Source organism: Scandinavium tedordense, from assembly GCF_024764965.1.
Lineage (GTDB): Bacteria > Pseudomonadota > Gammaproteobacteria > Enterobacterales > Enterobacteriaceae > Scandinavium > Scandinavium tedordense.
Window position 1 is genome coordinate 67,455 of record NZ_JALIGG010000051.1, and the last position, 14,249, is coordinate 81,703.

The 14,249-nt window shown below is 55.0% G+C and carries 13 protein-coding genes; 3 read left to right on the top strand and 10 right to left on the bottom strand.

The genetic code is table 11. The annotated features are described in order from the left end of the window. Positions 1 to 83: 83 nt before the first annotated feature. From amtB to MUU46_RS05530, 5 genes are all read right to left on the bottom strand, one after another. Entirely contained in the window at positions 84 to 1,370 is a 1,287-nt protein-coding gene (gene amtB / locus MUU46_RS05510; protein WP_159752418.1) for an ammonium transporter AmtB, read from the bottom strand. Positions 1,371 to 1,401: 31 nt separating this feature from the next. After that, positions 1,402 to 1,740 carry a P-II family nitrogen regulator gene (gene glnK, locus MUU46_RS05515; protein WP_002891893.1) on the bottom strand — a complete coding sequence of 113 codons (339 nt, stop codon included), beginning with the start codon at positions 1,738 to 1,740 and terminating at the stop codon, positions 1,402 to 1,404. A 255-nt stretch (positions 1,741 to 1,995) separates the two neighbouring features. Continuing rightward, positions 1,996 to 3,774: a SmdB family multidrug efflux ABC transporter permease/ATP-binding protein gene (locus tag MUU46_RS05520; RefSeq protein ID WP_159752416.1), complete on the bottom strand. Its 1,779-nt coding sequence runs from the start codon at positions 3,772 to 3,774 to the stop codon at positions 1,996 to 1,998. Next, positions 3,767 to 5,542 carry a SmdA family multidrug ABC transporter permease/ATP-binding protein gene (locus tag MUU46_RS05525; protein ID WP_258965029.1) on the bottom strand — a complete coding sequence of 592 codons (1,776 nt, stop codon included), beginning with the start codon at positions 5,540 to 5,542 and terminating at the stop codon, positions 3,767 to 3,769. Before MUU46_RS05525 ends, MUU46_RS05520 begins: the two co-directional genes overlap by 8 nt. An 18-nt stretch (positions 5,543 to 5,560) precedes the next feature. Further along, positions 5,561 to 6,019, bottom strand: coding sequence for an Lrp/AsnC family transcriptional regulator (locus tag MUU46_RS05530; RefSeq protein WP_168927202.1), 459 nt, complete (start codon positions 6,017 to 6,019; stop codon positions 5,561 to 5,563). Positions 6,020 to 6,134: 115 nt separating this feature from the next. On the opposite strand from MUU46_RS05530, the gene MUU46_RS05535 reads away from it, so the two are divergent. Beyond that, positions 6,135 to 7,184 carry a PLP-dependent cysteine synthase family protein gene (locus MUU46_RS05535; RefSeq protein ID WP_309582937.1) on the top strand — a complete coding sequence of 350 codons (1,050 nt, stop codon included), beginning with the start codon at positions 6,135 to 6,137 and terminating at the stop codon, positions 7,182 to 7,184. A 100-nt stretch (positions 7,185 to 7,284) separates the two neighbouring features. Here the strand turns inward: MUU46_RS05535 and cof are convergent, their stop codons facing one another. Further along, entirely contained in the window at positions 7,285 to 8,103 is an 819-nt protein-coding gene (gene cof / locus MUU46_RS05540) for an HMP-PP phosphatase (protein ID WP_258965031.1), read from the bottom strand. Between the two features lie 114 nt (positions 8,104 to 8,217). Between cof and MUU46_RS05545 the strand changes: the two genes are divergently transcribed. Beyond that, positions 8,218 to 9,921 carry an SgrR family transcriptional regulator gene (locus MUU46_RS05545; RefSeq protein WP_258965032.1) on the top strand — a complete coding sequence of 568 codons (1,704 nt, stop codon included), beginning with the start codon at positions 8,218 to 8,220 and terminating at the stop codon, positions 9,919 to 9,921. A 75-nt stretch (positions 9,922 to 9,996) separates the two neighbouring features. After that, positions 9,997 to 10,692 (top strand): 7-cyano-7-deazaguanine synthase QueC, encoded by a 696-nt coding sequence (gene queC, locus MUU46_RS05550; protein ID WP_258965033.1) that lies wholly within the window; start codon positions 9,997 to 9,999, stop codon positions 10,690 to 10,692. Positions 10,693 to 10,747: 55 nt separating this feature from the next. Here queC and MUU46_RS05555 read toward each other — a convergent pair whose 3' ends face one another. The 4 genes from MUU46_RS05555 to hupB form a co-directional block, all read right to left on the bottom strand. Then, entirely contained in the window at positions 10,748 to 11,146 is a 399-nt protein-coding gene (locus MUU46_RS05555; RefSeq protein WP_159752404.1) for a YbgC/FadM family acyl-CoA thioesterase, read from the bottom strand. 98 nt (positions 11,147 to 11,244) lie between these two features. Next, positions 11,245 to 11,616, bottom strand: coding sequence for a helix-hairpin-helix domain-containing protein (locus tag MUU46_RS05560; protein WP_258965034.1), 372 nt, complete (start codon positions 11,614 to 11,616; stop codon positions 11,245 to 11,247). A gap of 147 nt (positions 11,617 to 11,763) precedes the next feature. Beyond that, entirely contained in the window at positions 11,764 to 13,638 is a 1,875-nt protein-coding gene (ppiD, locus tag MUU46_RS05565; RefSeq protein WP_258965035.1) for a peptidylprolyl isomerase, read from the bottom strand. A gap of 210 nt (positions 13,639 to 13,848) precedes the next feature. Beyond that, the gene (gene hupB, locus MUU46_RS05570; RefSeq protein WP_010428111.1) at positions 13,849 to 14,121 is read right to left on the bottom strand and encodes a nucleoid-associated protein HU-beta; all 273 of its coding nucleotides are present in this window, start codon (positions 14,119 to 14,121) and stop codon (positions 13,849 to 13,851) included. Positions 14,122 to 14,249 lie beyond the last annotated feature (128 nt).

Below are 14,249 nucleotides of genomic sequence, written 5' to 3' on the forward strand. Positions count from 1 at the left end.
GCGGTCTCAGTCGGTCCCCTCTCCCTGTGGGAGAGGGGCAAACACTCAAAACGGCAATCTCAAGATTGCCGTTTTGCTTTTACTTAGGCGTTATACGCATTCTCGCCATGGCTGTTGACATCCAGACCTTCGCGTTCCTGTTCTTCCGGAACTCGCAGCCCCACTGTCAGGTCAGCCAGTTTGTAACCGATGAAGGCCACCACGCCAGACCAGACAATCGTCAGACCGATACTTTCCAGCTGTACCAGAACCTGATGGCCCATGGTCACACCTTCCGCATAGCCGACGCCACCCAGTGATGTCGATGCGAAGATACCGGTCAGGATACAACCCACAATCCCGCATACGCCGTGCACACCGAACACATCGCATGGGTCATCTACACGCAGCCAGCGTTTCAGCGCCGTGACGCCCCACAAACCGGCCAGACCCGCCGCGATGCCGACAATCAGGGAACCACCCACGCCGATGTAACCACAGGCAGGCGTGACCGCCACCAGACCAGCGATAGCACCGGAACATGCCCCCAGCAGAGAAGGCTTACCGCGTACCGCCCACTCACCGAAGACCCAGGCCAGAATCGCAGCCGCAGTCGCCACTACGGTGTTCAGGAAAGCGAGTGCAGCAATTTCGTTGGCGGAGCTTGCGGAACCGGCGTTAAAGCCGAACCAGCCCACGTACAGAATGGCGGTCCCGGTGAAAACCATCGGCAAGTTATGCGGTTTGAACGCTTCTTTGCCAAAGCCCACGCGTTTGCCAATCAGATATGCACCCACAAGGCCCGCAACGGCGGCGTTGATGTGAACAACGGTGCCGCCCGCAAAGTCCAGTGCGCCGTGCGTGGCCAGCAAACCGCCGCCCCATACCATGTGCGCAATCGGTACGTAGGAGAAGGTCATCCACACCACCACGAAAATCAGCACTGCGGAGAAGCGGATACGCTCCGCCAACGAGCCAACAATCAGACCGACGGTGATACAAGCAAACGAGCCCTGGAAGGCCACGTGGATGTACTGATAGAAAGTGCCCATCAGTGCTTTCAGTTCGATGCCTTTCAGCAGAACCCAATCAAAGCTGCCGAAGAAGTTGCCGCCGGTGCCGAACGCCAGGGTATAGCCGTAAACCACCCACAGCACGCAAACCAGTGCGAAGGTGACGGTGACCTGCGTCAGCATGGAAAGCACGTTTTTGCCACGGATCAGGCCGCCGTAAAACAACGCAATCCCGGGAATACTCATAAACAGCACCAGCGCGGTGCTGATCATCATAAAGGCGTTGTCAGCTTTATCGGCGACCGCAGGCGCTGCCAGAGACAGGCCCGGCAACAGTGCCAATACAGCTGGGGCTATTTTCACTAGAGTTTTGTTCATTTTCTCGATCCCTATCACTGTGTGCCAGGAGTTACAGAGCCGCTTCGTCGGCTTCGCCGGTACGAATGCGAATGACGCGTTGCAGCTCGGCGACAAAGATCTTGCCGTCGCCAATCTTGCCGGTGTACGCCGCTTTACTGATCACGTCGATCACCTCATCGAGTTGATCGTCAGCGATCGCCACATCGATTTTCACCTTCGGCAGAAAGTTGACGCTATATTCAGCGCCGCGGTAAAGCTCGGCATGGCCTTTCTGACGCCCGAAGCCTTTCACTTCGGTAACGGTCAGCCCCTGAATACCAATGGAAGACAGCGCTTCGCGAACGTCTTCGAGTTTGAATGGTTTAATCACCACGGTAACCAGCTTCATAGATCCCCTCCAGTCAGAATTCGGTAATGGCGGCAGCTAACACATATGAGGTAAAGCAATCAGCGTGCCAGAAATTAAAACCGGAGGTCATTCAGAGGATTCTGGCCTTTTCTGTGGCTGCGGCGAGCAGCACTGTTCGACTTAACGAAGATGAGAGGCAGGAAGGAAAATAAAAACGCACCATTGCGGTGCAAGATGCGTTTTGTTTTTGCACCAGCGCGTGCTGGTGTGAGTAAATTGCTTAATCGTGGTGCATCAGGCGATAAGCGTTTCTTCTTCGATGCTGGCCGCCAGTTCTTCACCGGCAAGCTGCAGTTGATACATCTGCCAGTAACGCCCTTTGGCTTCAAGAAGTTGCTGATGCGTGCCCCGCTCTACCGCCTGGCCACGGTGCAGCACCATGATGGTGTCGGCCTCAACGATGGTCGAGAGACGGTGGGCAATCACCACCAGCGTCGTACGCTGTCGAACCAGCGCCAGTGCCTGTTGAATCGCCTGCTCGGTGCCGGAATCGATGTTAGCGGTAGCTTCATCAAGGATCAGAATTTGCGGGGTATCCACCAGCACGCGGGCCAGCGCCAGCAACTGTTTCTGTCCGACCGACAGATTGTTGCCCTGCTCGCCGAGCCGGGTGTGAATCCCGTCGATCATGCTGCGAGCCAGTTCTGCGAGCTGCACCGTTTCAAGGGCCTGCCAGACCTGTTCTTCGCTGATATCACGGCCCAGCGTGACGTTGGCAAAGAACGATTCGGCCAGCACCACCGGGTCCTGCTGAACCATCGCCACGCCCTGACGAATAACGCTGTGGCTGAGTGACGACAGCGGGCGTCCATCGAGGCGAATTTCCCCTTTGCTCAACGGGTAGTAGCCCATCAGTAGGCTGGCGAGCGTACTTTTACCGCTGCCGGTATGCCCAACCAGCGCCACGAAGCTGCGCGTCGGCACGCTAATGTTAATGTCCTGTAGTACCAGACGGTCGCCACGGTAGGCGAAAGAGACATCGTCAACATCGATAGACCCGCTTTGCAACGGCACTTCGTCTGCACCGTAGTTCTGACGCGGTTTGTCCATCAGTTCAAACACCCGCTCGCCCGCCACCACCGCCTGCTGCAGCATCGACTGCTGGGTGGTGAGTTCGATTAACGGTTCATTTAAACGCCCGAGGTAGCTGATAAACGCATACAGCACACCGACTTCAATCGTGCCGGTGCTGCTCATCCCAAACAGCATCAGCAGGCCGCAGAGAATCAGTGAGGAGAACAGGCTCAACAGAGGACGCAGCAGGAAACCATCCAGACGCAGAGTCTGCATGCGGGCCATGTAGTGCGAGCGGCTCGCTTCCCCCATCCGTTCGCCAAAACGCGCCTGCTGGCGGAACTGCTGAATGACGCTCATGCCGTTGATAACTTCGTTGAACCCATCGTTGATATCCGCCAGATAGGCGCGGACGCGACGCACAATCGGCGTGCTGTAGCGCTGGTAAATCAGCATCACCACGATAACCGCCGGGAAGATGGCGATCGCCACCAGTGCCATGCGCCAGTCGAGGCTAAACATTGCCACCAGCATAGCGCTGATCAGCGCCGCACTGCGGAGCACCGTAGAAACCACGGTGACGTACAGATCGCGGATCACTTCGGTGTCATTGGTCACACGTGAAATCAGCTGCCCGACCGGCTGCACATCAAACTCGCTAAGCGGCTGGCGCAGCGCGGCGTCCATCACGTCGGTCCGTAATTGCTGCACCACGCCGACCGCGGCACGGTTAAACAGCAGCGATTGCGCATAGTGCAAGGATGCCGCCAGCAGCTGCAGGCCAACGTACGATGCGGCAAGACCGATAACAATGCCCCACGGCAAATAGCTTTTCGCGACCATATTATCGATGAAATAGCTTATCAGCAGCGGGCCTGTGACTTCCGCGATGGCGGCAATCCACATCATCACCATCCCGATGCCTAACGGTTTACGCCACGGCGATCCGTAGGCCAGCAGGCGTTTGAGCGTTGGCCAAAGTTGTCCGAAACTACGCATCGGATTCCTCCTCACGCCGCTCTTCCGGCACGTCGTTGAGCGCCGCCTCCAGCTGCTGATAACGATACATATCGCGATACCAGCCGGACTGAATCGCCAACTGCTCGTGTTCGCCGCGCTGGGCAATGTGTCCATGCTGCATGACGATAATCTCACTGGCTTCGGTCAAGGCCGACAGGCGATGCGCACTGATAATCACTGTACGCCCTTCGCCCCACTGACGCAGGTTGTGCAGGATTTGATGCTCTGTGCGCCCGTCGACCGCGGACAGTGCATCGTCGAGGATCAGAATTTCAGCATCCAGTAATAGCGCGCGGGCGATAGAAATACGCTGCTTCTGCCCACCGGACAGCATCACGCCGCGCTCGCCCACTTCTGTGTCATAACCTTGCGGCAGACGCAAAATATCTTCATGCACGCTGGCAAGCCGTGCCACATGCTCAATCTCTTCCTGCGTCGCACCCGGTTTGCCGAGCGCAATATTGCTGCCCACGGTATCGGAGAACAGGAACGGGGTCTGATTGACCACTGCCAGGCGGCTACGCCAACTGTCGAGCTGGAGCGCGGTCAGAGGGAGATCCTGGAAGCGAATATCACCTTCGGTGACGTCAAAATGACGCTGGATAAGCGACAACACCGTTGATTTCCCGGCGCCGGTTGGGCCGCAGATCCCCAGCATCTGGCCTGACTGCAGGCTGAATTGCACATTATGCAGCGTCGGTTTTTCGGTTTGCGGATAGCAGAACTCGCGTATATTCACCGCCAGCGTGCCGCGATCGGGCGTCAGTATTTGCGTACCGTCGTCCACCACCGGCGCTTCGGCGAGCATGTCGCGGATTCGGGTATAAGCGGCACTGCCGCGCTCGACGATATTAAACATCCACGCCAGTGCCAGCATTGGCCATATCATCAGGCCAAGATACATCATGAAGCTGGTGAGCTGACCGAGCGTCAGGCTGCCGTGCACCACCATCCAGCTTCCGCCGGAAATAGCCAGTAAGTTTGCCATACCGATTGCGATGTAAATCGTAGGGTCGAAACGGGCATCCACCCGGGCCACGCGCATGTTTTTCGCGCCGGTATCTGCCGCATCGGCCGCAAACTGCGCGGACTGCCTGTCTTCCAGGCCAAAAGCTTTGATCATGCGAATGCTGGTCAGGCTTTCCTGCGTACGGTCATTCAGGCCGGAGAATGCCGCCTGCGCCAGCTTAAAGCGGTTATGTAGCGTGTCGCCATTACGCTTGATAACCAACGCCATAATCGGCATCGGCACCAGCGCCAGCAACGTCAGTTCCCAGCTTATTTGAGTCGACATGACGATCAGCACCGCACAGCCCATCACCAGCGAATCCACCAGCGTCAGAACGCCTTCACCGGCGGCAAACACCACGCGGTCAACGTCGTTGGTGGCGCGAGCAATCAAATCCCCGGTGCGGTGGCGCAGGTAAAATTCAGGATGCTGGCGGCTGAGCTGACGATAATAATCTTCACGCAGTTCAACGGCGAGCTGATAAGACGCGCCGAACAGCAGCACACGCCAGACATAGCGCAACAGATACACTACCACCGCAATTAGCGCCAGCGTTGCCACCCACATCATGATCCGCGTAGTGGTGTAGTGTTGTTGCGTCACGCCATCCACCACGATACCCATCACCTTCGGCGGGATCAGTTGCAGGATGGCAATAATGATAAGCAGCAGGACCGCGCCGAGATAGCGGCGCCATTCCCGACGGAAATACCAGCTGAGTTGAGCAAATAATCGCACGCAGAATTACCCAGAGAATTATTCAACCGGCAGCGCGGTAGTGTACTTAATCTGTTCCATCGCAAAACTCGATGTCACGTCAGATAAGCCCGGCACGCTGTTAACCAGTCGTTTGTAAAAGTCGTCGTAGCGTTTCATGTCCGCTACCTGTACCCGCAGGAGATAGTCGTACTCACCCGCCATGCGCCAGAAGCCAAGCACTTCAGGCATTTGCGTCACCTGTGACACAAAGCGGCTGTACCATTCACTGCTGTGATGCTGGGTTTTTATCAGCACGAATGCCGTGAGTCCGAGCCCTAATTTTTCTGCATCCAACAGTGCCACTCGTGCACGCAAAACACCTTCGTCTTCGAGGCGTTTCAGGCGTTTCCAGCAGGGCGTGGTGGTCAGATTAACGGCATCGGCGAGCGCCTGCAAAGAGAGGGTACAATCCTCCTGCAACAGCGCCAGTAGCTTACGGTCAATTTTATCTATCATTAGCGACCCATGGAGAAAAATATTCTCTCTTAATTGTATTTCAAAGGCTATATAGCAACAATTTTTTCCGTGCTTTCCGTTAAGCTGGGCACAAAATGACAAACAGGACGTAATGATGAACAGCACCTGGGTAAAACACGCCATCAGTGAAATTAACGCCGACTATCAGCGCTCTGCGGACACGCACCTGATTCGCCTGACACTGACCGCCTTCCCCGGCATTCAGCTCTACCTGAAAGATGAAAGCACGCACCCAACCGGCAGTCTCAAGCACCGCCTGGCGCGCTCACTGTTTTTATATGGTTTGTGCAACGGCTGGATCAAAGAAGGCACAACGATCATCGAAGCGTCGTCAGGATCAACGGCAGTTTCCGAAGCCTATTTTGCGCGCCTGATCGGCCTGCCGTTTATCGCCGTGATGCCGTCGTGCACTGCGAAACGCAAAGTTGAACAAATCGAATTTTACGGCGGTCGCTGTCACTTTGTGCAAAGCGCCTGCGAAATCTACGAAGCCTCTGAAATGCTGGCCCGCGAGCTGAACGGTCATTATATGGATCAGTTCACCTACGCCGAGCGCGCGACCGACTGGCGCGGCAATAATAACATCGCCGACAGCATTTTCCGTCAGATGCAGCACGAGCCGAACCCGGTTCCGGCGCATATCGTGATGAGTGCAGGCACCGGCGGCACGTCGGCTACCATCGGGCGCTATATTCGCTGCCAGGGATACGACACGCAGTTGACAGTGGTTGACCCGCAGAACTCGGTGTTTATGGACTACTGGCAGCAGTGCGATGCAACATTGCGCAGCCCAGTTGGCAGCAAAATTGAAGGGATTGGTCGCCCGCGCGTCGAGCCGTCATTCATTCCTGACGTGGTCGATAACATGCTGCGCGTGCAGGATGCGGCAAGCGTCGTCACTGCGCATTGGCTGGAAACGCAGCTGGGCCGCAAAGTGGGGGCTTCAACGGGAACCAATATGTGGGGCGCGTTACAGCTTGCCGCGCAGATGCGCAGTACGGGTCAGACCGGCTCGATTGTGACCCTGCTGTGTGACAGCGGCGAACGCTATCTCGAAACCTACTACAACCCGCAATGGGTGGCCGCAAATATTGGCGATCTTGCCCCGTCGCAGGCTGCGCTGTCAGAGCTTATCGGGCAGTAACACCAGCGTGATGTTTGAGAAAGCAATTCAGCCAGTCAGTGGACGCATAAAAGAAAAAAGCCAGGCATCATACGAAGCCTGGCTTGCCGGAAGGGTCTCGTCATTCGGGGGAATAAGGGAGATGTGGTGTATCCAGCCAATGAGTCAAAAAGTGGGACACCGCCTGATTCTGGCAGTGACCGATAACCGGTAAGTGCGGTAACGCCGCTTTCAGCTGCGGCATGGCGTTGCCCATAATCAGACCTCTTCCGACTTGGCCCAGCATTTCGCTGTCGTTCATCGCATCGCCAAATGCCATGCAGTCTTCCATCGTCATGCCAAGATGAGTACTAAGAGTCGATAGCGCAGCGCCTTTATTGCAGCCAACGGGCAGCACTTCCAGGCACTCGAAAGCTGAAAACGTCAGATGGGCGCGGGAACCCAACGCCTCATTGAGCTGGATCCGTAAGCGGCTGAGATCGTCATGATCGCCGCAAAAACAGATCTTGGTAACGTCATGGGCTGGCAGGCGTTTGAAATCGCAGAGCTGATAACGGAACCCGCTATAAACGTGCGCCTGTAGCATGTCCGGAATATCTCTGTTCGTCAGCCAACCGCTGTCGTTAAACACATGCATGCTGGCCTGCGTATCCCAGTGGCTGTGCAGAACAAGGTCTGCCACTTCGGGATCAAGATCGCTACGGTGCAGCACTTCCCCTTCCAGAGAATGAATGCGCGTACCATTTCCGGTTATCAAGAAGGCGTCGAGGGAGAAGTTACCAATCAGGTGACGCATTTCCAGGACATGGCGGCCGGTGGCAAACGTCAGTGTGATGTCCCGCTCGTGCAGGCGTTTCAGCGTACTCAACGTTTGTTCACCCAGACGATGGTCGGGCATTAACAACGTCCCGTCCATATCAAATGCAGCCAGTCTTGCCATGTTGTTCCCCGGAAATGTGATGAGAGTCTCTTGTGCGAAAGTATCACCTGAGATATACGGAAGGAATAGTGAATGAATGAATTTTATTGTTCCGGGTTTATCAAGTGAGCGACGATGCGCCAACTCAACAGACTTAATCAATTTCAACGCCTGTGGCAGCCTTCTTCCGGCGCACCGCAACAAATTACCGTCGCCGAACTGGCGGAACGTTGTTTTTGCAGCGAGCGACATGTGCGTACGCTGTTGCGTCAGGCGCAGGACTCCGGCTGGCTTCGCTGGCAGGCCCAGTCAGGCCGTGGAAAGCGCGGCACGCTGACTTTTCACGTCACGCCCGAGACGCTGCGCAATGAGATGATGGAGCAAGCGCTAACACTCGGCCAACAGCAGAATGCGCTGGAGCTGGCACAGCTTGCAGCCCCGGAGTTGCGCGCCCTGCTGCATCCGTTTCTCGGCGGCCAGTGGCAGAACAACACCCCGACGCTGCGTATTCCCTACTATCGCCCACTCGAACCGCTGCACCCTGGTTTTCTGCCTGGTCGTGCGGAACAGCATCTGGCAGGACAGATTTTTTCCGGCCTGACTCGCTTTCATCAAAATACCGCTGAACCGCTCGGCGACCTGTCCCATCACTGGGACGTGTCGGCCGACGGTTTACGCTGGCACTTTTACATCCGTTCGACGCTGCACTGGCACAATGGCGATGCGGTTGCTACCGCGCAGCTGCATCGGCGCCTGGAAATGTTACTCGCGCTGCCTGCTCTGCGGACGCTGTTCGCCAGTGTGCAGCGCATCGAAATCACTCACGCGCAGTGCCTGACTTTCACGCTGGTCAAGCCTGACTTCTGGCTCGCGCATCGTCTGGCCAGCTATTGCAGCGTGCTGGCGCATCCGGATAACCCAGCCATCGGCACCGGTCCATTCCGACTGAAAATCTTCGAACCTGAATTGGTAAGACTAGAAAGCCATAACCGCTATCATCTGACGCATCCGCTTTTGCAGACCATTGAATACTGGATTACACCGCAGTTGTTTGAGCAGGATTTGGGCACCAGCTGTCGTCACCCGGTGCAGCTGGCGATTGGTGAAGCGGACGACCTGCGAAAATTACGGCTGGTGAGCGACAGTATTAGTCTCGGTTTTTGCTACCTGACGCTGCGCAAGAGCGCGGCGCTGACCACGCCTCAGGCGCAAAAACTGATTACGCTCATTCACCGAACATCGCTGATGCAGACGCTGCCACTGGATGAAAATCTGATTACGCCGAGCCATGAACTGCTACCCGGTTGGGAAATTCCGTTGGCAGAAGACTCAGAGTCTGTCACCTTCCCGGCGACATTGACGCTCATCTACCATTTGCCTGTTGAACTTCACACTATGGCCGAACAGCTTCGTCAGGCGTTGGAGATCCGGGGCTGTAGGCTGACGGTTATTTTCCATGATGCCAAAACCTGGGACGGCTGCCCGAATTTATCGCAGGCGGATTTGGTGATGGGCGACAGGCTGATTGGCGACACACCTGAATACACACTCGAACAATGGCTGCGCTGCGATCCTCTGTGGCCACATACGCTCAGCCCGGCACAGTATTCCCATCTTCAGGCCACACTTGACGCGGTTCAGACGCAGAAAAAATCTGAATCGCGCCATGCGGCCCTGCAAAACGTTTTCCATCATTTGATGGATGCGGCAGTGCTGACGCCGCTGTTTAACTATCAGTACAAAATCAGCGCACCGCCGGGTGTGAACGGTATTCGCCTGAACGCCAGAGGCTGGTTCGACTTCACTGAGGCCTGGCTGCCCGCCTCTACGGAAACGTAAAGCACGTCTTGTAGCTGGTCGACATCGTCGCCAAACGCTACCATAGTGTTTTCTTAAATATTGACAGGATTTGCTATGAAACGCGCCGTCGTGGTTTTCAGCGGAGGTCAGGACTCCACCACTTGCCTGGTCCAGGCTTTACAGCAGTATGATGAAGTACACTGCGTGACGTTTGATTACGGACAGCGCCATCGAGCGGAAATTGATGTCGCACGCGAACTTGCACTGAAGCTTGGTGCTCGTGCACACAAAGTGCTGGACGTTACCCTGCTGAATGAACTTGCGGTTAGTAGCCTCACCCGCGACAGTATTCCGGTTCCGGACTACGAACCGGAAGCCAACGGCATTCCGAATACCTTCGTGCCGGGCCGCAATATTCTGTTCCTGACCCTGACCGCGATTTATGCTTATCAGGTCAAAGCTGAAGCGGTGATCACTGGGGTGTGCGAAACCGACTTCTCCGGCTATCCGGATTGCCGTGATGAGTTCGTTAAAGCGCTCAACCACGCAGTGAACCTCGGTATGGCGAAAGAGATCCGCTTCGAAACGCCGCTGATGTGGATAGATAAAGCAGAAACCTGGGCGCTTGCAGATTACTGGGGCCATCTCGATATGGTTCGCAGCGAAACCCTCACCTGCTATAACGGCATCAAAGGCGATGGCTGTGGCCACTGCGCTGCCTGCACGCTTCGCGCCAATGGCCTGAATCATTATCTGGCCGACAAAACCGGCGTACTGGCGGCATTAAAAGCGAAAACCGGCCTGAAGTAAGCGCGTTCTCCCCGGCGGCATTCTGCGTGCCGGGGTTCTTTCCTACCGTTTCAATTTATTCGACCATTTCTTCCAGATGAGTGCGAAGTTCACCGTCCAGCGGTAACGCTTTTTGTGTTTTCAGATCGATACACACAAACGTAATCTGCGCATCGGCCACCACTTCCCCTTCAGGCTCCAGCGTCACAATCTGGCTTAACACACCGCTTTTACCATTCAGTTGCTGCACCTTGCTGGTGACGGTGAGCAGGTCGCCCAGTACCGCGGGACGACGATAGTTGATGTTGATATTCACCACCACAAACGCGATGTGGTGCTGACTCATCCATTGAAAGCCCGCGCTGCTTTCCAGCCCATCCCAGCGAGCCTCTTCGAGAAACTCAAGGTAGCGAGCGTTATTAACATGTTGATAAACATCCAGGTGATATCCACGAACTTTAATTTGGGTCTGCATAGCGCAATAGCCTTTGTTATTTATAGAGTCAGAGGTCGCATACTGGTACGACCTCTTTAGTCTGGCATTATTTTGCTACTGTGCAAACTCCCGGGTGGTCAGAGCATCAGATTTGAAAGATTTCTTTCGACAAGTGCGCCTCCCATACCCGGCACCTGGCGCAGATCGTCAATAGCTTTAAAGGGGCCGTATTCTTCACGATAGCTGACGATAGCCTGGGCTTTCTTCAGCCCTACGCCATTCATTACCCGGGCCAGCTCATCGGCGTTGGCCGTGTTAATACTGACCTTATCGCCAGCGCTTTGTTTCGCAATGACAGGCGCGTTGAGTTTTTCAGCGCTCGCAGGGGCTGCTGCGGATTTGGCGTCCACAGGGGGTTTACCTGACGCTGTGGCAGCCAGAGCGTGGGAACCGATACCTGAAATGGCGAGAGTAAGAACGAGAAGTACGGTTTTGATTCCTGATTTCATGCTGTATCTCCTTGTGTGTTGACAGCGACGCCACGATAACCAGAGGAAGAAAACAGTACAAAGGGCAGATTTCAGAATTGGAAAAGGCCGCGAAAGCGGCCTTTAAATATTGCAGTGCGTTACGATATTCTGCGAGCGTGCTCGACGTTATTGCTGTTGTTCAGCGATGTCGCCCAGCTTAATCTTCGCTTCTTTACGCAAGTTTGCCATCAGTGCTTCGAAAGCCACCTGGGCGTTGTTCTGGGTGATCCCCTGAACCATCGCTTTCTTCTGTGCTTCCGGCATGGTGCCATCTTTCACTTCGTCCAGCGACAGAATAACAACGTTACCCTGCATATCAGAACCGACACCGTAGCTCGCTTTGCCTTTCTGCGGCAATGGCAGCGTGAACGCGGTCTGGCTCAGAGGATCCTGACCGGTGCGGCTCAGGGTCTTCGCTTCACCAAAGCTCAGGTTCGCGGCTTTCATCGCGTCGTCGCCTTTACCTGCTTTCAGGTCAGTGAGCAGCTTCTCTGCGCTGATGTTCGCCTGCTGCACCGCTTTGGTGTGCTTGACGATGTCCGTCACCTGCGCTTTCACCTCTGCCAGTGGTTTGACCGATTCAGCTTTATGCTCGCTTACGCGCAGCACGAACGCACGGTCACCATCGACGGTGATGATGTCAGAGTTACTACCCGGCGTGCCATTTTGACCCACCAGACCGCCCTCAAAGATAGCGTCAGATACCGGTTTGAAATTCAGCTCAGCTGGCAGGTTATCGTGGCCAAACCAGCCAGTTTCGACAGCTTTAACACCGGAAACCTGCTCTGCTCCCGCCAGAGATTCGTTATCGTTGCTCGCCGCATCGCTCACTTTCTGCTGCAGAGCGTAGTATGCATCAAGCGCTTTTTCCTGCTTCACTTTCGCCGCGATATCATCATGAACATCGGCCAGCGGTTTAATTGTCGCAGCCTGAATGTCATCAAGACGCGCAACCAGGAAACCGACGGAAGATTTGATAACACCGGACAGCTGGCCTTTGTCTTTCAGACCCGCATTTTTCAGCTCGTCCGGCGTGGTAGACGCTTCCAGCCAGCCCATGTCGCCGCCATTTTTGGCAGAGATAATGTCGGTGGATTTCGCTTTCGCCACGTCAGCAAAGTTTGCGCCTTTGGTGATTTCATCCAGCGCCGCTTTTGCATCTGCTTCGGTTTTGGTCTGAATCACGCTGTAGCGTACACGCTGCGGCTGAGTGTACTGATCCTGGTGCTGATCGTAGTAAGACTGGATGTCGTTGTCAGATGCCGTTTCCTGCATCGCCGCGGCGTCCAGCTTGATGTAGCTGACGCGGAACTGCTCCGGCGCAACAAATTCATTCTTGTGCTGCTCGTAGTAGCTGTTGATTTCCTGATCGCTCACCTGCTGCTTCGCCGCCAGGGCATTCACATCAAGGGTGGCTTCGCGCACGACGCGCTGCTGGGAAACCAGGGAAGCCAGTTCGTCCGTTTCACCCGGAAGCATGAACTCAGAACCTACGATGGCGTTGATCAGCTGTTGAGTGACCAGCTGGTTACGCAGCGCCTGCGCGTACTGATCGGTCGTCATGCCCATTTGGCCTACGATACCGCTGAAACGCTGGTTATCGAATTTGCCATTGGCCTGAAACGCCTGAGTCTGGAAAATCGCCTGTTTCACCTGCTCATCGCTGATACCAAGGTTCAGGTGTTTCGCATACTGGTCGAGAAGGGATTCGTCAATAAGACGGTTGAGCACCTGCTGACGCATGGTCTTCATGTAGTTTTCGTTGGAAGCCAGTTCAGAGAACTGATCGCCCAACTGCTGCTGCATGCGATTTCGCTCACTGGAAACGGCATTTTCATACTGTGCGCGGCCAATTTCCTGGCCATTCACTTTCGCGGCGTAATCTTTGTTTCCGCCAATCAGGTAGCTGCTCACGCCGGTCAAAATGAACGACACGATAATGATACCGAAAATAATCTTGAGCACGACACTATTGGCTGCCGTACGTAAGGAGTCCATCATGGTGTAACAACGCTCCGCTGTAGGTGACTGTATCCTCGCACAGCATACCATGAGAGCGGCTGTACGTGAGGGCGTATTTTGACAAGAAACGAGGGTTATTGTCAGCCCACAACTCGCCTAAAGTCGCATAAAGTCAGGCTGGAGAAACAAAAAAGGCACATCTGATGATGCGCCCTTGTACTTTGTCACATTCCCTGAACGGGAAAGCGATCAGTTTACCGCGTCTTTCAGTGCTTTACCTGCACGGAAACCTGGCACTTTGGCAGCAGCGATGGTGATCTCTTTACCTGTTTGCGGGTTGCGACCAGTACGGGCAGCACGCTCTTTAACAGCAAAAGTACCAAAACCAACCAGTGCAACGTCATCCCCAGACTGCAGAGACTCGGTAACGGAAGCGATTAAAGCGTCTAACGCACGTCCAGCAGCAGCTTTAGAGATATCCGCACCTGCAGCAATTTTGTCAATCAGTTGAGATTTATTCACTATTCTCTTCCTCTCTTTATAATTTATATCGCACTGGAATCCTTCGCAATGCGACGGCGCAGCAGTTATATCAGGAGTGTCATGCCCTTACAACACCCGTTGTATATGACATACCCAACCAGCAATCT

Bases quoted from the DNA above. Each gene is read 5' to 3' on its own strand.
- amtB (WP_159752418.1), bottom strand. From the start codon at position 1,370: ATGAACAAAACTCTAGTGAAAATAGCCCCAGCTGTATTGGCACTGTTG.
- glnK (WP_002891893.1), bottom strand. From the start codon at position 1,740: ATGAAGCTGGTTACCGTGGTGATTAAACCATTCAAACTCGAAGACGTT.
- MUU46_RS05520 (WP_159752416.1), bottom strand. From the start codon at position 3,774: ATGCGTAGTTTCGGACAACTTTGGCCAACGCTCAAACGCCTGCTGGCC.
- MUU46_RS05530 (WP_168927202.1), bottom strand. From the start codon at position 6,019: ATGATAGATAAAATTGACCGTAAGCTACTGGCGCTGTTGCAGGAGGAT.
- MUU46_RS05535 (WP_309582937.1), top strand. From the start codon at position 6,135: ATGAACAGCACCTGGGTAAAACACGCCATCAGTGAAATTAACGCCGAC.
- cof (WP_258965031.1), bottom strand. From the start codon at position 8,103: ATGGCAAGACTGGCTGCATTTGATATGGACGGGACGTTGTTAATGCCC.
- MUU46_RS05545 (WP_258965032.1), top strand. From the start codon at position 8,218: ATGCGCCAACTCAACAGACTTAATCAATTTCAACGCCTGTGGCAGCCT.
- queC (WP_258965033.1), top strand. From the start codon at position 9,997: ATGAAACGCGCCGTCGTGGTTTTCAGCGGAGGTCAGGACTCCACCACT.
- MUU46_RS05555 (WP_159752404.1), bottom strand. From the start codon at position 11,146: ATGCAGACCCAAATTAAAGTTCGTGGATATCACCTGGATGTTTATCAA.
- MUU46_RS05560 (WP_258965034.1), bottom strand. From the start codon at position 11,616: ATGAAATCAGGAATCAAAACCGTACTTCTCGTTCTTACTCTCGCCATT.
- ppiD (WP_258965035.1), bottom strand. From the start codon at position 13,638: ATGATGGACTCCTTACGTACGGCAGCCAATAGTGTCGTGCTCAAGATT.